This window comes from Micromonospora sp. NPDC007220 (assembly GCF_040634035.1).
Lineage (GTDB): Bacteria > Actinomycetota > Actinomycetes > Mycobacteriales > Micromonosporaceae > Micromonospora > Micromonospora reichwaldensis.
Genome location: NZ_JBEYEU010000003.1, coordinates 217684 through 233947 on the forward strand (window position 1 = coordinate 217684; position 16264 = coordinate 233947).

The window sequence follows — 16264 nt, forward strand, 5'->3', positions numbered from 1 at the left end:
GATCATGCGGCCCATTTTATCGGGATCGGCTGGATAGCCGCTGAAGGTGTGCCGAAGGCCCCTCGACGTTCGCGCGGGTCAGGACGGACCGCCCCCGCCACCCGCAGGGCGGTCGGCGGACGCGAGCTCGTCGGCGTCGAGCAGACCCGGCTCGACCCGGCCGGCCCGGTACGCGGCCCGGCCGATCATCTGGGCCGCCACGGGGGCGGTGGCCAGTTGGAAGATCCCGACCAGCGCCACCATGCCCAGGTCGGCCGGGGTACGCAGGCGCAGCGCCACGCCGAGCAGCAGGAGCAGCACCCCGAGCACCTGCGGCTTGGTCGCGGCGTGCATCCGGTCCAGGGTGCCCGGGAAGCGCAGCACCCCGATCCCGGCGGCGAGGCTCAGCAGGGCGCCGGCCACCAGGCAGCCGCCGCCCAGCCAGTCGGCCAGCGTGCCCCACATCAGGCCTCCCCGTCCTCGCGCACGGCGAAGCGGACCAGCGACACCGACCCGACAAAACCGAGCATGGACAGCGCCACCAGCACCGGCAGGGTGGTGGCGTGGCGGTTCACCGCGGCCTCCGCGCCCACCGCGCCCACCATGGTGGCGAGCAGCATGTCGGCCGCGACCACCCGGTCGATCAGCGACGGCCCGCGGTAGAGCCGGATCAGGGCCAGCAGCGCGGTCACCGAGAACAGGACGGTGAGGGTGGCGGCGAGGAACGTGATCACGGTTCGGGTCCCCTCTCGACGGGATCGGCGCTGACCCGGCGCACCTCGGCGTCGGAGCCGACCGCGCGGACGAGCCGCCGCTCGACGGCGAGGATCCGCTGCCGGCTGCCGCGCAGGTCCTGCGGGCCGTGGGTGTCGAACACGTGCACGTAGAGGACTCCGACGTCCCGGTCCACCTCGACGATCAGCGTGCCCGGCACCAACGAGATCGCCTCGGCGGTGAGCGCCAGGTTCAGGTCGGTACGCACCCGCAGGCGGACCGCGATGATCGCCCCCCGGGGCCGGTAGCCGGGCTGCACCGCGACCCGGGCGACGTGCGCGCTGGCGCTGACCAGTTCGCCGACGAAGCGCACCGCGAAGACGACCAGCGGCCCGGGGCGCAGCCGGCCGCCGAAGCTCACCGGCGGCAGCGGGAAGAACAGCAGCACGGCACCGGCCACCAGCGTCCCGCCCGCGAGGTTGCCCCACGAGAAGTCCCCCCAGAGCAGGCTCCAGACCAGCACCAGCCAGCCGAAGGCGATCAGTCGGTCGCGCCGCCGCCCCCGCCCGCGCGGCGGCGCCCCGGAGGCCGGGGTCACGGGACACCGACCGGCAGCACGGAACGGATGTACGGGGTGCGCTCGCGCAGGTCGACCGCCGCGTCGGCGGTGACGTCGAACAGCGGCCCGGCGACGACGGTCAGCGCCAGCCCCAGCCCGACCAGCGCGATCGTCGCGCCGACCATCAGCGCCGGCAGGTGGACGACCGGCTCGGTGGTGGCCAGCCGGGGGGCGCGCCAGAAGGCGATGTTCCACACCCGCGAGGCCACGTAGAGGGTGAGCAGGCTCGTCACCGTCCCCGCCGCGACCAGCACGCCGGGCAGCGGCTCGCCGGCCGCGACGCCGGCCTGGAGCAGGCCGAGCTTGCCGAGGAACCCGGAGAAGGGCGGAATCCCGGCGAGGTTCATGGCGGGGACGAAGAAGAGGACGCCGAGCAGCGGGGCCGCCCGGGCCAGCCCGCCGATGCGGCGCAGGTCGGTGCTGCCGGCCCGCTCCTCGACGAGGCCGGCGACCAGGAACAGCGTGGTCTGGATGGTGATGTGGTGCACCACGTAGAAGATCGCGCCGGAGAGCCCGGCGACGGTGCTCAGCCCCACTCCAAAGATCATGTAGCCGATGTGGCTGACCAGGGTGAACGAGAAGAGCCGCTTCATGTCGGACTGGGCGACCGCGCCGAGGATGCCGACCACCATGGTCAGCCCGGCCACCACCATCAGCAGGCCGGAGACGTGGCCGCCGGGAAAGAGCAGCGTCTCGGTGCGGATGATCGCGTACACACCGACCTTGGTGAGCAGGCCGGCGAAGACCGCCGTGACGGGGGCCGGCGCCGTCGGGTAGCTGTCCGGCAACCAGGCCGAGAGCGGGAAGACCGCCGCCTTGACCCCGAAGGCGAGCAGCAGCATCAGCTCAAGGGTCAGCCGTACGCCGTCGGGCAGCGCGTCCAGCCGGTGCGCCAACTGGGCCATGTTCAGGGTGCCGGTGGCCGCGTACACCAGCCCCACCGAGGCGAGGAAGATCATCGAGGACAGGATGCTGACCACCACGTACGTCGAGCCGGTGCGGATCCGGGTCTCGGTGCCACCGAGGGTGATCAGCACGAAGCTCGCGGCCAGCAGGATCTCGAAGCCGACGAAGAGGTTGAACAGGTCGCCGGCGAGGAACGCGTTGGTCACGCCGGCGGTCAGCACCAGGTAGGTGGGGTGGTAGATGGTCACCGGGACGGTCTCGCCGAAGTCCCCCTGACCCTGGCCGACGGAGTAGAGCAGCACGCACAGGGTCACCGCCGAGGAGACCACCAGCATCAACGCGGCGAGCTGGTCCGCGACCAGCACGATGCCCACCGGCGCCGACCACCCGCCGACCTGGACCACCACCGGCCCGTGCCGGTACGCCTGCACCAGCAGCACCGCCGCCACCGCCAGCGTGGCGGTCAGGCAGGCCACGCTGACGACCCGTTGCGCCCCGGGCCACCGGGCCAGCAGCAGGGTCAGCGCCGCGCCCAGCAGCGGCACCACCACGGGCAGCGGCACGAGCCAGCTCATCGGGCGCCCCGTCCCGCGTACCCGGTCATCCGGGGCCGTCCCCGCGGTGGAGCCGGCGCGGCGGCTCCGGGTCGACCTGCTCGGGGTCGGCGTCCGGGCCCTCGCCGCCGAGGTCGGCGGCGGTCAGTTCGCTGCGCTCGACCGCATGCCTGATCTGCCGGTCCTCGATGTCGTCGGGGACCTCGTCGTCGCCCGTGAGGTACCAGCTGCGGTAGCTCACCGCCAGCAGGAACGCGGTCAGCCCGAAGGTGATCACGATGGCGGTGAGGATCATGGCCTGCGGCAGCGCGTCGCTCAAGGTGCCGGCGGGCGCCGTGCCGACCACCGGGGCGGCACCCGAGCGCCCGCCGAGCAGGATGAGCGCGTTCACCCCGTTGCCGAGCAGGATGACGCCGAGCAGGATCCGGGTCAGGCTGCGTTCCAGCAGCAGGGTGACCCCGCAGCCGACCAGCACCCCGGCGGCGACGACCAGCACCAGGGTCGGTCCCGCGCCGCCCGTCCTCACGTCCGCTCCCCCTGCCCGTCGACCCGCAGGCCGCCCCCGGACGCGCCGGCCGCCTCGATGTGCCGGTCCACCTCGGCGCCGAGGCTGCGCAGGATGTCCAGCACCAGCCCGACCACGACCAGGTAGACGCCCACGTCGAAGAAGAGGGACGTGACCAGGTAGAAGTCCCCGATCACCGGCAGCCACAGGTTGATCCGGGCGCTCTCGAGCACCGTGCCGCCCGCGAACAGGGCGACGGCGCCGGTGCCGATCGAGACGAAGAGGCCGGCGCCGAGCACCGTGCCGGCGCCGACCGGGGCGGCCTCGGCCAGCTCGTAGCGGCCGCCGGCCAGGTAGCGCACGGCCAGCGCAAGGCTCGCCACCAGGCCGCCGGCGAAACCGCCGCCCGGCGCGTTGTGGCCGGCGAAGAGCAGGAACAGGGAGAAGACCACCACCGTGTGGAAGACCAGGCGGGTCACCACCTCGAGCACGATCGAACGCTGCCGCTCGTGCAGGGTCGACCCGCCGCGCAGCCAGACCCGGTGCCCCGGCCGCTGCACCCGGTTCGGCCGCTCCGGGCGGCGCGGGCGGGGCCCGGTCCGGGAGCGCTGGAAGACCAGGCTGGCCACGCCGGTCGCGGCCACCACCAGCACCGACAGCTCGCCCATCGTGTCCCAGGCCCGGATGTCGACCAGGGTCACGTTGACCACGTTGCGGCCGTAGCCGTGGGTGACGGCCAGGTCCGGGAACTCGGCGGAGATGGTGGGCGCCCGCCTGGCCGAGGCGGCGGTCAGGGCCAGCCCGCCGACCACCACGCCGACCACCAGCCCGATTGTCCGACGCGCCCACTTCGGGCGTCTGGGGCGGGCCGAGAACCGTTCCGGCAGCCGGCGCAGCACCAGCACGAACACCGCGATGGTGGCGGTCTCGACGAGGAACTGGGTCAGTGCCAGGTCCGGCGCGCCGTAGACCACGAAGAGCATCGCCGTGCCGTAACCCGTCATGCCCACCAGCAGCATCGCCGTCAGCCGCCGGCGGGCGCCCACCGCCAGCACCGCCGCGACGGTCACCACCGCCACCACCACGACCTGCACCGGGCTGTCCCAGAGGGCGATCCGTTCCCGCCACGGACGGGTGGCCAGCATCGCCCCGCCGGGCACCAGGACGAGCACGACCAGGATGACGCCGAGGTACTGCGGCAGCGAGCCCCGCTGGGTCGCGCCGGTGACCCTCATGGCCAGCCGGTCGAATCGGCGGATGAGCCACTCGTACCCCTGGTTGCCGCTGACCGGGACGTGCAGCCGGGCCAGCACCGGCGCGAGCGGGCCGCGCAGCGCGAACAGCGCCGCGCCGCCGGCCACGGCCAGCGCGGAGAGGCCGAGCGCGGGGCTGAGGCCGTGCCAGAGCGCCAGGTCCTTGCCGACGACACCGAACGACTCGGCGTACGGGCGGAGCAGGCCGTCGAGGATCCCGGCGGCCGGGCCGGCGGCCAGCCCGACGGCGGCCAACAGGGCCGGCGGGGCGAGCATCGACGCGGGGATCCGCCCGAGCACGGCCGGTTCCACGCCCGGCCGGGTGGCGAATGCGCCCCAGACGAAGCGGGCGCTGTAGGCGACGGTGAGCGCGGTGCCCACCACCAGCACGGCGACGACGGCGGGCCGGTCGGTGAAGGCGGCCAGCACGGACTCCTTGGCGACGAAGCCGACCAGCGGCGGCAGCCCGGCCATCGAGGCGGCGGCCAGCACCGTCACGGTGACGAGCAGCGGCGCCCGTCGCCCCAGCCCGGACAGCTCCCGCAGGTCGCGGGTGCCGGCGCCGTGGTCGATGATGCCGACGACGAGGAAGAGCGGCGCCTTGAACAGGGCGTGCGCCAGCAGCATCGCCACCCCGGCGAGGGCGGTGTCCGGGGTGCCGGCCCCGACGGCCACCGCGATCAGGCCGAGCTGGCTGACCGTGCCGTACGCCAGCAGCAGCTTCAGGTCGGTCTGCCGCAGCGCCGCCCAGCCCCCGGTCAGCATGGTCGCCAGGCCGGCGACCACGACCACCGGCCGCCACGGGCCGGCAGCCGCCAGCACCGGGGCGAGCAGCGCGATCAGGTAGACGCCGGCCTTCACCATCGCGGCGGCGTGCAGGTACGCGCTCACCGGTGTCGGCGCCGCCATCGCCACCGGCAGCCACGAGCTGAACGGCAGCACCGCCGACTTGGACAGTGCCCCGGTGAGGATCAGCACGACCGCCGTGACGAGGTACGCCCCGCCCGGCAGCGGGGCTGCCGTGATCTCCGACCAGCGGTAGGTGCCGGCGTGCCCGCCGAGCATGATGAAGCCCACCAGCATCGCCAGCCCGCCGAACGTGGTCACGGTCAGCGCCTGCGCCGCCGCCCACCGGCTGGAGCGCCGCTCCGTGCTGTGCCCGATCAGCAGGTACGAGAAGATCGTGGTGAGTTCCCAGCAGACGTAGAGCAGCAGCAGGTCGTCGGCGAGGACCAGGCCGAGCATCGCCCCCGCGAATGCCACCAGCACGGCCGCGAACCGGGCCATGCCGGCGGACTCCCGACCGAAGTAGTGGGCGCTGTAGACCAGGACCAGCGCGCCGACGCCACCGACGAGCAGGGTCATCAGCCAGGACAGGGTGGTCAGCCGCAGCGCCAGGTCGACGCCGAGCTGGCCGATCCACGGGTACGTCTCGACCACCGCGCCGCCGTCGTGGACGGCGGGCGTGCGGGCCAGCGCCCAGCCGAACGCCGCCGCCGGCGCCAGCGCCAGCGGGTAGCAGGCGCGGGGTCCCCACCACCGGACGAGCAGCGGCGCGACGAGGGCCGCCACGAAGTGGAGGATCAGCAGTACGAGCACCCGCGCTCCCGGTCGAGGTGGCTGCGGCGCGCGCCGGAGGTGGGACGGCACCTAGGTGCGATCACACGCCAGATCGTCGCCCGGCGGGCGGTTTTGCGCGAATTCGTCCCGTTGTCGCCCGCGTCCGGGTAGCCGGCCCCGAGACGGCCGGCCAGCCGTCAGCCGAGGGGCGACGCGGAGGGGCGGCCGGGCGCAGGCGGGGAGCTGGCCGGGGCGGAGGCGGGAGGGCGGCCGGGCGCCGGCGGAGGGGCGGCCGTCAGCCGACGGCGACGTCGACGGTGGGGGCGACGGGCTCCCGGGCGGGGCGCTCGCGACGGGGCTCCACCAGCAGGTCGGGGCGGCCGAGCTGGACCACGACCTTGTTGACCACCCGCTGGGCGGCGGCGAGGGAGCGCACCGGCAGCAACCGGCCCCGGCTCTCCCGGCGCAGCACGAAGTAGTGCACCGCGGCCCGGACCTGCCCCCGGTCGGCCGCGCTGGCCTGCGCGGTGGAGACGACCAGCTCCCGCAGCGCGGCGGCGAGCCGCTCGGCCAGCTCCAGCTCCGGGCCGGACAGCCCGGTGCGGACGGCAGCGAGGTGACCGTCGACCTTGCGGATGAGCACGTCGGTGCCGGGCTCGAAGCTCCGCTGCTCGACGGTCAATCCGATCTCCTCCACCCCGGGTCGACGCTCCGGGTGAAGTTACTTTATGTTGTGGGGCACAAGCAAGCAGTTAAGTAAGACTTAACGGATTGAACGCGCAAACATCGCGTATGAGCCGGAGCGGGGCAATGGCCCTCCGCCCAGAGCCCCGATGTCACACCGCCGGGGCAGGATGGATGGCGTGACGGATGCGATGGCGGGTTTCGGCGCGGCCACCCGGGAGTGGTTCGGCGCCGCCTTCGCCGCGCCCACCGCCGCCCAGACCGGCGCCTGGGGCTCCGTCTCCGCCGGGCGCAGCGCGCTGGTGGTGGCCCCCACCGGCTCGGGCAAGACGCTGGCCGCGTTCCTCTGGTCGCTCGACCGGCTCGCCCGCGAGCCCGCCCCGGCCGACCCCCGGCAGCGGTGCCGGGTGCTCTACGTCAGCCCGCTCAAGGCGCTCGCGGTCGACGTCGAGCGCAACCTGCGCACTCCCCTCACGGGCATTCGCCAGGCCGCCACCCGGCTCGGCGTCGCCCCGCCGGAGATCACCGTGGGAATGCGCACCGGCGACACCCCCGCCGACGAGCGGCGGGCCTTCGCCCGCACCCCGCCGGACATCCTCATCACCACACCCGAGTCGCTGTTCCTGCTGCTGACCTCCGCCGCCCGCGACTCCCTGCGCGGCGTCGAGACGGTGATCCTCGACGAGGTGCACGCGGTCGCCGGCACCAAACGCGGCGCCCACCTCGCGCTCTCCCTGGAACGCCTCGACGAGCTGCTGCCGGCCCCGGCACAGCGGATCGGCCTCTCCGCCACCGTCCGGCCCGTCGACGCCTGCGCCCGTTTCCTCGGCGGCGCCCGCCCCGTCGACGTGGTCGCGCCGCCCACCGCCAAGACGATCGAGGTCAGCGTCCAGGTGCCGGTGGAGGACATGACCCGCCTCGACGAGCAGGAGCCGCCGGAGGACGACCTCGGCGGCCTCGGCACGCGCCGGGCGTCCATCTGGCCGGCGGTGGAGGAACGCGTCTTCTCCCTGGTCAGGGCACACCGCTCGACCATCGTCTTCACCAATTCCCGGCGTTCGGCCGAGCGCCTCTGCGCCCGGCTCAACGAGCTGGCCGGCGAGGAGCTGGCCGGCGGGCCCACGCCGTCGCCGCGCGGCGCACAGGAGTGGGGCGGCCCCGAAGGGCCGGTGCGCGTCGGCCGCACGCCGGCGGAGCTGATGGCGCAGGCCGGCGCGGCGGCCGGCGCGCCGGCGGTGATCGCCCGCGCCCACCACGGCAGCGTCTCCCGGGAGGAGCGCAAGCACATCGAGGAGGCGCTCAAGTCCGGCCAGCTGCCCGCCGTGGTGGCGACCTCCAGCCTGGAGCTGGGCATCGACATGGGCGCCGTCGACCTGGTGGTGCAGATCGAGGCGCCGCCCAGCGTGGCCGCCGGCCTGCAACGGGTGGGCCGGGCCGGGCACCAGGTCGGCGCGGTCTCCCGCGGGGTGGTCTTCCCCAAGCACCGGGGTGACCTGCTGTCGTGCACCGTGGTGGCCGAGCGGATGGCCGAGGGCGCCATCGAGGAGCTGCACCACCCGCGCAACCCGCTCGACGTGCTGGCCCAGCAGATCGTCGCCATGGTGGCGTTGGAGCCGTGGCGCGTCGGTGACCTGGCCGTGCTCGTACGCCGGGCGGCGCCCTTCGCCGAGCTGCCCGACTCGGCGCTGCACGCCGTGCTCGACATGCTCTCCGGCCGCTACCCGTCCACCGCGTTCGCCGAGCTGCGGCCCCGGCTGGTCTGGGACCGCGCCACCGACACGCTCACCGGCCGTCCCGGCGCGCAGCGGCTCGCGGTGACCAGCGGCGGCACGATCCCCGACCGGGGCCTCTTCGGCGTCTTCCTGGCGGGGGCCGAGCGGGCCGCCCGGGTCGGCGAGCTGGACGAGGAGATGGTCTACGAGTCCCGGGTCGGCGACGTCTTCCTGCTCGGCTCGTCGTCCTGGCGGATCGAGGAGATCACCCCCGACCGGGTGCTGGTCTCCCCGGCCCCCGGGCAGGCGGCGAAGATGCCGTTCTGGAAGGGCGACCAGCTCGGCCGCCCCGTCGAGTTGGGCCGGGCCATCGGCGCCCGGGTGCGTTCGCTGCTGCGGCAGAGCGACGAGACGGCGGTCGCCGCGCTGCGGGCCGGCGGGCTGGACGACTGGGCCGCGGGAAACCTGATGGCCTACCTGCGCGAGCAGCGCGCCGCCACCCGGTCCCTGCCCGACGACCGCACCGTCGTGGTCGAGCGGTTCCGCGACGAGCTGGGCGACTGGCGGCTGGCCGTGCACAGCGTGCTCGGCGCCCGGGTCAACGGGCCGTGGGCGCTGGCCATCGGCCGCCGGCTCGCCGAGCGCTACGGCGTGGACGCCCAGGTGATGCCGTCCGACGACGGCATCGTGGTCCGCCTGCCGGACACGGCGGACGAGCCACCCGGCGCCGACGTGGTGGTCTTCGAGCCCGAGGAGATCGCCCAGCTCGTCGAGGAGTCGGTCGGCACGTCCGCGCTCTTCGCGTCCCGGTTCCGCGAGTGCGCCGCCCGGTCGCTGCTGCTGCCCCGCCGCGACCCGCGCCGCCGCCAGCCGCTGTGGCAGCAGCGGCAACGCGCCGCCCAGCTGCTCGACGTCGCCCGCGAGTACGCCGACTTCCCGGTCACCCTGGAGGCCGCCCGGGAATGCCTCCAGGACGTCTTCGACCAGCCCGCGCTGGCCGAGCTGATGCGCGACCTGGCCGCCCGCAAGGTGCGCCTGGTCGAGGTGGAGACCGCCCAGCCGTCGCCGTTCGCCCGGTCGCTGCTCTTCGGCTACGTCGGCGCCTTCCTCTACGAGGGCGACGCGCCGCTGGCCGAACGCCGGGCCGCCGCGCTGGCGCTGGACTCGACCCTGCTCGGCGAGCTGCTCGGCCGGGTCGACCTGCGGGAGCTGCTCGATCCGGCGGTGCTGGCCGAGACCGAGCGGCAGCTGCGCTGGCTGACCGAGCAGCGCCGCCCGCGCGACGCGGAGGACGTGGTCGAGCTGCTCCGCGTGGTCGGCGACCTGTCGGAGGCGGAGCTGGCCGAGCGGGGCGCCTCCCCCGCGTGGCTGACCGAGCTGGCGGCGGCCCGCCGGGTGCTGCGCGTACGCGTCGCTGGCGAGGAGCGCTGGGTCGGCGTCGAGGACGCGGCGCGGCTGCGCGACGCCCTCGGCGTTGCCCTGCCGGTCGGGGTGGCCGAGGCCTACCTGGCCCCGGTGGCCGATCCGCTCGGCGACCTGGTCGCCCGCTACGCGCGTACGCACGGGCCGTTCGCCGCCGCCACCTGCGCGGCCCGCTTCGGGCTCGGCGTCTTCGTGGTCGAGCAGACGCTGCGCCGGCTCGCCGCCACCGGTCGGGTGGTGGCCGGCGAGTTCACCCCCGACACTGCCGGCAGCCAGTGGTGTGATGCGGAGGTGCTGCGGCTGCTGCGCCGCCGGTCCCTGGCCGCGCTGCGCCGGGAGATCGAGCCGGTGCCGCCCCGCGCGCTGGCCGCGTTCCTGCCCCGCTGGCAGCAGGTCGGCTCGTCCGCGCGGGGGGTGGAGGCGCTGGCCGCCGCCGTGGAGCAGTTGCAGGGCGCAGCGGTGCCGGCGTCGGCGCTGGAACGGCTGGTGCTGCCCGGTCGGGTCGCCGACTACTCCCCCGCCCAGCTCGACGAGCTCTGCGCCAGCGGCGAGGTGCTCTGGGCCGGTTCCGGGGCCATCTCCGGCGGGGACGGCTGGGTCACCCTGGCCTACGCGGACGTCGCGCCGCTGCTGCTCGCCCCGCCCGACGAGGCGCTCACCCGCACCCCGCTGCACGACGCGGTGCTGGACGCGCTCGGCGACGGGCAGGCGCTGTTCTTCCGGTCGCTCTCCGACCGGGTCGGCTCGACCGACGACGCCGCGCTGACCGCCGTCGTCTGGGACCTGGTGTGGGCCGGTCACCTCACCAACGACACCCTCGCGCCGCTGCGCGCGGCACTCGGCGGCGGCGGGGCGCACCGGTCCCGTGCCACCGCGCCGCGCACCCGTTACCGGCGCCCCGGGCGGGTGGCCCTGCCGACGCGTGGGGGCCCGCCGACCGTGGCCGGCCGCTGGTCCCGCCTGCCGGAGCGCGACACCGACCCGACCCGACGCGCCGCCGCCCTGGCCGACGTGCTGCTCGAACGGCACGGCGTGGTGACCCGGGGCGCGGTCATGGCCGAGCAGGTGACCGGCGGCTTCGCCGCGGTCTATCCGGTGCTCTCCGCGCTGGAGGAGCGCGGCGCGGCCCGGCGGGGCTACTTCGTCGAGGGGCTGGGCGCGGCGCAGTTCGCGGTGCCGGGGGCGGTGGACCGGATCCGGGCGCTGGCCGAGCCGGCCGACGGCGGGCGGGGGCGTGGCGGGCCCACCCTGGTGCTCGCCGCGACCGACCCGGCCAGCCCGTACGGTGCGGCGCTGTCCTGGCCGGAGCGGGTGGTCGACTCGGGCGACGGGGCGGCCCCGGCGACCGGGCACCGGGCGGGGCGCAAGGCCGGCGCCGTGGTGGTGCTGGTCGCCGGCGACCTGGTGCTCTACGTCGAACGCGGCGGGCGGACGATCCTCTCCTTCACCGACGACACCGACCTGCTGACGGCGGCCGGGAAGGCGCTCGCCGACGCGGTCCACTCCGGCGCGTTGGGCGCGATGTCGGTGGAGCGGGCCGACGGCGAGGCGGTGCGCTCCTCGCCGCTGCGCGACGCCCTCACCGCCGCCGGCTTCCGGGCCACCCCGCGCGGCCTGCGCCTGCGCGGCTGACCCGCGCCGTCAGCGCAGGCCCGTGAGGACCTTCTCGTACCTGGCGCGATCGGCGGCGGGGGTCTTCGCCTCCAGGTAGTTGAGCACCACCGTGCCCCGCCGGAACGACTGGCCACCCCACGTCTCGGCGATGTCGCTGGCGCTGGTCTCGTCGGGGAAGACGTACACGGTGACGGCGTCGGTCGCGACCAGTTCGGAGCAGCCCAGGCCGAGCCCGTCCGGGCCGCACTCGACCGACCGGTCCCGGGGGTTCGGCACCTTCAGCCCGGCGGCCTTGAACGCGTCGACGACCTGCCGCGCGCCGGGCGTCCCGGTCGGGCGGACCGGCAGCTGGACCGGCGGCGGGCTGGCGGGGCGGCGCTGGGTGGGCCCGCCGGCACTCGGACCCGCCGGACCCGCCCCCGTCGGCCGGGCGCTCGGCGGGGCGGCGGGCGTCGCCGTGGCTTCCGCCGCGCCGGTCGGGCCCGGGGTCGGCACGTCGGCCGGGGTCGACGCCGTGGCGGCCGGCGGCGCGGCGCGCCGGTCCTCCGCGTCGTCGCCGCAGGCGGCGGTGAGGGCGGCGGCGATCACGAGCACCGCGACGGCGGGCAGGCTCCGGTTGGTCACCCCTGGCAGTCTGCCCAACCGGATCCCGTCCCGGCAGTGGCCGGTCGGTCAGTGCGGCTGTCCCATTTCTGCCAGACCGCCCCGGTCGACCGGGGCGGTCTGCCGGCGTCGGTACGATCCCGACCGGGCGACGAGGGGAGCCGACGATGACCGTGGTGGACGGGGCGGACGGGGTGACCGTCCGGCCGGCGCGGGCCGGGGACCGGGCGGCCGTGGACGCGCTGCACGAACGCGAGTGGGGCGGGCCGTACGTCGTCGCCCACGACACCCGGTACGACCTGCGTACGCTGCCCGCGCTGGTGGCGACCGACGGGGCCGGGGCGGTCGTCGGGGTGCTCGCCCACCACGACGACGCCGACGGGCTGGAGGTGGTCAGCGTGGTGGCCGCGACGCCCGGCGGCGGCGTCGGCACGGCGCTGCTGGCGGCGGCCGGCGAGGTGGCCCGGGCCGGCGGCCGGGCCCGGCTCTGGCTCGTCACCACGAACGACAACCTGCGGGCGCTGCGCTTCTACCAGCGGCGCGGGCTGCGGCTGGTGTGCGTGGACCGGGGCGCGGTGGACCGGGCCCGCCGGCTCAAGCCGAGCATCCCGGTCGTCGGCGAGGACGGCATCCCGCTGCACGACGAGTTGGTCCTGGAACTGCCCCTCACCGCCGACGGGCCGGTCCCGGACCTGCCCCTCACCGCCGACGGACGGGTCCCCGCCGGCCGCCCGGTCCACGGTCGGCAGGTCGTCGCCGGCCCGCCCGCCGGCACCGCCCGCGCCCCGTGGATCTCGCTGACCACCGACTACGGCCTCGCCGACGGATTCGTCGCCGCCTGCCACGGGGTGATCGCGCGGCTGGCGCCGGAGGCCCGGGTCGTCGACGTGACCCACCTCGTCCCGCCGGCCGACGTACGCCGGGGCGCGGCGGTGCTCGCGCAGGCCGTGCCGCACCTGCCGCAGGGGGTGCACGTGGCCGTCGTCGACCCGGGCGTGGGCACCACCCGGCGGGGCGTCGCGCTGGCCACGCCCCGCGGGCTGCTGGTGGGGCCGGACAACGGCCTGCTGGTGGAGGCCGCCGAGGCGCTGGGCGGGGTGACCGCGGCCGTCGAGCTGACCGATCCGGAGTGGCTCGCGCCCGAGGTGTCCCGCACGTTCCACGGCCGGGACGTCTTCGCGCCGGTCGCCGCGCGGCTGGCGCTCGGCGCACCGCTGTCCGGGGTCGGCCCGGCGGTCGACCCGGAGTCCCTGGTCCGGCTGCCGGCGCCGGTGCTCCGGCGCGAGGCGGACGGGTTCACGGCCGAGGTGCTGACCGTCGACCACTTCGGCAACGTCCAACTGGCGGCGCCGGCCGACCTGCTGGCGCCGCTGCCGGTCCGGGTCCGGGTGCGACCGGGCGCGGGTGCCGGGCCCGGCCGGAAGGCCGTGCACGGACGTACCTTCGGCGACGCCCGACCGGGCGGGCTGCTGGTGCACGTCGACTCCGCCGGCCGGGTCGCCGTGGCGGTCAACGGCGGCCGGGCGGTCGACCTGCTGGCGGTGGCGCCAGGCGACCTGCTGCACATCACGGCCGGCTGAGCAGCGGGCCGGCCGGACGAGGTGTCGGGCGGGCGACCCGGGCGCCGGGCCGGACCGGAGCCGGCCGGCCCGGCGGGCGTACGCGGGTGGTGGTCAGCAGAGCGGCACGGTGCCGCCGTAGACCGCCGAGACGTACGCGTGGCTGACGTACTGGCCGCCGGTGAGGCGGTTCCACCGGTTGGTGGTCCGGTACGGGCCGGCGACGGTCTGCCCGGTCACGTAGCACTCGATCGGCACGTTGGCGTACCGGGCGGCCAGGCCGCGCACCGCGTACCCCGTGCCGGCGCCTGCGCGGATGTTGAGCGGACCGTCGCCGACCACGCCACGCGGGCCGCCGCCGGTCCACAGGTACGCCACGTCCACCCAGGCGTTGGTGGTGAGCTGCAACCCGTCCCAGAAGGTGCCGTCGGCGAGGTCGACGCCGGCCGGGTTCAACACCACCCGCCCGAACTGGTCCCGCCCGCCGTTGTAGCCGTCCTGGTAGGCCGCCTGTGCCTGCGGCCGGCCCTGCGGAAGGTCCTTCCAGTTCTCCCGGACGGCGCTGAGGTTCCAGTAGTCGTCCCGGGTGTTCCACGGGCCGACGTCCCAGACCGGGGCGTACTCGCAGCGGCTGCCCGTGGTGGTGCAGACCCGCACGGTGTAGTCGCCGGTGTTCGCCGGGGCCAGGGCGCGCCGGGACGGCAGCGCGACGAAGTGGTCCCCGGTCACGATCGTGTGCCCGTTGGCGGTCACCTCGCCGACCAGCCCGATCCGCGTCGCGTACACCCGGTAGGTGAGGCCGGGCGAGGCGGCGACGGCGGCGGCGGTGTCGGCGGTGAGTCGCACGGCGCGCACCTCCGCGGTCGCGCCCGGCCGGCTCGCGGTGAGCACCACCCGGGTCTGCACGCGGGTGACCGGCCGGTCGAAGACCGCCCCGCCGGTGGCCTCGCGCCACTCGGTCCAGCCCGCCGCCCGCCAGCCCCGCACCTGGGCCTCGGCGGTGCCGCCGGCTGCGGTGCGGGCGTCGACGGCCGCGCGGATCCGGGTGGCCGGCCGGGCCAGGGTGCGCGGCGACGCGAGGAAGATCCCCTCGGCGACCGCGCTGCGGGGCGCGCGGGACCGCGCGGGGCGGGGGTCGGCCAGGCGGAGCCCGGCGCGGGTGTGCCGGACGTTGACGTCGTCGGCGTCGACGCGGGAGAGGTCGGTGCTCCACCGTTCGCCGCCGGCGGCGGCGAGCGCGGGGCTCGGGGCGGGTACGAGGGCGAGGGCGAGGATGACGGTCAGGGCGGCGGTACGGGCACGACGTTGGGGCAGAATCATGGGCATTCTCCTCAGAACTCCCTGATCGTGCCCTTGTCGGTAGATCGACAGGAACCACCATACAAATAGCGACACATGCGAATTCGGCTCGGACGAGGAAGGATGGACGGGTGCCCGAAGGCGACACCGTCTGGAACACCGCCCGCGTACTGCACCGTGCCCTGGCCGGCGCCCGCCTGGCCGGAAGCGACTTCCGGGTGCCGCAGCTCGCCGCGACCGACCTCGCCGGCTGGACGGTGCGGGAGTCGGCCAGCCGGGGCAAGCACCTGCTGCTGCGGCTCACCGCCCCACCGCACGCCACGCCACCGCCCGACGCCCCGATCGCACCGCAAGGAGGCGGCACGGCCCCGGCGCAGGGCGGCACGGCCCCGGCGCAGGGCGGCGGTGCGGCCGGGAACGCGGCCCCGGGAGACGACGACGGGGCGCGCTGGACGCTGCACTCGCACCTGCGGATGGACGGCGCCTGGCGGGCGTACGCGCCCGGGGAACGCTGGGCGGCCCGGCCGGCGCACCTGATCCGGGTCGTGCTGCGCAGCGCGCGGGCGGTCGCCGTCGGCTACCACCTGCACGAGTTGGCGCTGGTGCCGACCGCCGAGGAGGAGTCGCTCGTCGGGCACCTCGGCCCCGACCTGCTCGGCACGGACTGGGACCCGGCGGAGGCGGTGCGCCGGTTGGCCGCCGACCCGGACGTCACCATCTCCGAGGCGCTGCTGGACCAGCGCAACCTGGCCGGCGTCGGCAACCTCTACAAGTGCGAGGTGCTCTTCCTGCGCGGCGTCTCGCCGTGGACCCCGGTGCGCGCGGTGCCGGACCTCGCCGGCACCGTCGCCCTCGCGCAGAAGCTGCTCGCGGCGAACCGGGGCCGCTGGACGCAGAGCACCACCGGATCGCTGCGCCGGGGGCAGACCAGCTACGTCTACGGCCGGCGCGCCCAGCCCTGCCGGCGGTGCGGCACCGCGATCCGCAAGGAGGAACTGGGCGAGCGGGTCACCTACTGGTGCCCGGTCTGCCAGCCGGAGCGTCCCGCCGACTGACCCGGCCGGGCCGGTGCGACACGCGCGTGTCCTGCGTCGCGCATGGCGGGTAGCCACCCGCAGCCACCCGGCCGGCGTGTCGGGCGGGACACTCCGCCGGCAGGGCGGCGAGTCGCGTCCTTGCCACGGATTCGGACGATTGGGTACTTCCTAACATCGCCGTCGAGGTCGCATGCTGCGGTTGACTCCTCACGCATCGTCAGCGACGCGCGACCGGTCCGCCACG

The 16264-nt window shown here is 75.8% G+C and carries 12 protein-coding genes and 1 pseudogene; 4 read left to right on the forward strand and 9 right to left on the reverse strand.

Features of this window, described 5'->3' with window-relative positions; genetic code table 11:
* Positions 1 to 78: 78 nt before the first annotated feature.
* The 7 genes from mnhG to ABZ573_RS09395 form a co-directional block, all read right to left on the reverse strand.
* Positions 79 to 444 (reverse strand): monovalent cation/H(+) antiporter subunit G, encoded by a 366-nt coding sequence (gene mnhG, locus ABZ573_RS09365; protein WP_358117057.1) that lies wholly within the window; start codon positions 442 to 444, stop codon positions 79 to 81.
* A complete protein-coding gene (locus ABZ573_RS09370) occupies positions 444 to 713 on the reverse strand; it encodes a monovalent cation/H+ antiporter complex subunit F (protein ID WP_151453931.1) in 270 nt (89 codons plus the stop codon). The genes mnhG and ABZ573_RS09370 overlap by 1 nt, the downstream gene beginning before the upstream one ends.
* Positions 710 to 1291, reverse strand: a complete 582-nt coding sequence (locus ABZ573_RS09375; RefSeq protein ID WP_151453930.1) for a Na+/H+ antiporter subunit E — start codon at positions 1289 to 1291, stop codon at positions 710 to 712. Before ABZ573_RS09375 ends, ABZ573_RS09370 begins: the two co-directional genes overlap by 4 nt.
* A complete protein-coding gene (locus ABZ573_RS09380; RefSeq protein WP_151453929.1) occupies positions 1288 to 2793 on the reverse strand; it encodes a Na+/H+ antiporter subunit D in 1506 nt (501 codons plus the stop codon). The genes ABZ573_RS09375 and ABZ573_RS09380 overlap by 4 nt, the downstream gene beginning before the upstream one ends.
* A 25-nt stretch (positions 2794 to 2818) precedes the next feature.
* The gene (locus ABZ573_RS09385; protein WP_327030839.1) at positions 2819 to 3298 is read right to left on the reverse strand and encodes a Na(+)/H(+) antiporter subunit C; all 480 of its coding nucleotides are present in this window, start codon (positions 3296 to 3298) and stop codon (positions 2819 to 2821) included.
* Positions 3295 to 6129: a Na+/H+ antiporter subunit A gene (locus ABZ573_RS09390; RefSeq protein WP_151453927.1), complete on the reverse strand. Its 2835-nt coding sequence runs from the start codon at positions 6127 to 6129 to the stop codon at positions 3295 to 3297. Before ABZ573_RS09390 ends, ABZ573_RS09385 begins: the two co-directional genes overlap by 4 nt.
* 256 nt (positions 6130 to 6385) lie before the next feature.
* Positions 6386 to 6772: a hypothetical protein gene (locus ABZ573_RS09395; protein WP_327030837.1), complete on the reverse strand. Its 387-nt coding sequence runs from the start codon at positions 6770 to 6772 to the stop codon at positions 6386 to 6388.
* 193 nt (positions 6773 to 6965) lie between these two features.
* Between ABZ573_RS09395 and ABZ573_RS09400 the strand changes: the two genes are divergently transcribed.
* Complete coding sequence (locus tag ABZ573_RS09400; protein WP_358117328.1) at positions 6966 to 11540, forward strand: ATP-dependent helicase; 4575 nt, start codon at positions 6966 to 6968, stop codon at positions 11538 to 11540.
* A 9-nt stretch (positions 11541 to 11549) separates the two neighbouring features.
* On the opposite strand, the gene ABZ573_RS09405 is transcribed toward ABZ573_RS09400, so the two are convergent.
* Entirely contained in the window at positions 11550 to 12146 is a 597-nt protein-coding gene (locus tag ABZ573_RS09405) for a hypothetical protein (RefSeq protein ID WP_358117063.1), read from the reverse strand.
* A 146-nt stretch (positions 12147 to 12292) separates the two neighbouring features.
* Here ABZ573_RS09405 and ABZ573_RS09410 point away from each other — a divergent pair.
* A pseudogene (locus ABZ573_RS09410) lies at positions 12293 to 12658 on the forward strand (GNAT family N-acetyltransferase); the annotation flags it as partial.
* A gap of 258 nt (positions 12659 to 12916) precedes the next feature.
* Positions 12917 to 13705, forward strand: a complete 789-nt coding sequence (locus ABZ573_RS09415) for an SAM-dependent chlorinase/fluorinase (protein WP_358117331.1) — start codon at positions 12917 to 12919, stop codon at positions 13703 to 13705.
* Positions 13706 to 13798: 93 nt separating this feature from the next.
* Here ABZ573_RS09415 and ABZ573_RS09420 read toward each other — a convergent pair whose 3' ends face one another.
* Positions 13799 to 15004 carry a hypothetical protein gene (locus ABZ573_RS09420; RefSeq protein WP_151456996.1) on the reverse strand — a complete coding sequence of 402 codons (1206 nt, stop codon included), beginning with the start codon at positions 15002 to 15004 and terminating at the stop codon, positions 13799 to 13801.
* A 110-nt stretch (positions 15005 to 15114) separates the two neighbouring features.
* Between ABZ573_RS09420 and ABZ573_RS09425 the strand changes: the two genes are divergently transcribed.
* Positions 15115 to 16038, forward strand: coding sequence for a zinc finger domain-containing protein (locus ABZ573_RS09425; protein ID WP_358117065.1), 924 nt, complete (start codon positions 15115 to 15117; stop codon positions 16036 to 16038).
* Positions 16039 to 16264: the final 226 nt, after the last annotated feature.

Coding starts and splice junctions, on each gene's coding strand:
- mnhG (WP_358117057.1), bottom strand. CDS start 444: ATGTGGGGCACGCTGGCCGACTGGCTGGGCGGCGGCTGCCTGGTGGCC.
- ABZ573_RS09380 (WP_151453929.1), bottom strand. CDS start 2,793: ATGAGCTGGCTCGTGCCGCTGCCCGTGGTGGTGCCGCTGCTGGGCGCG.
- ABZ573_RS09400 (WP_358117328.1), top strand. CDS start 6,966: ATGGCGGGTTTCGGCGCGGCCACCCGGGAGTGGTTCGGCGCCGCCTTC.
- ABZ573_RS09420 (WP_151456996.1), bottom strand. CDS start 15,004: ATGATTCTGCCCCAACGTCGTGCCCGTACCGCCGCCCTGACCGTCATC.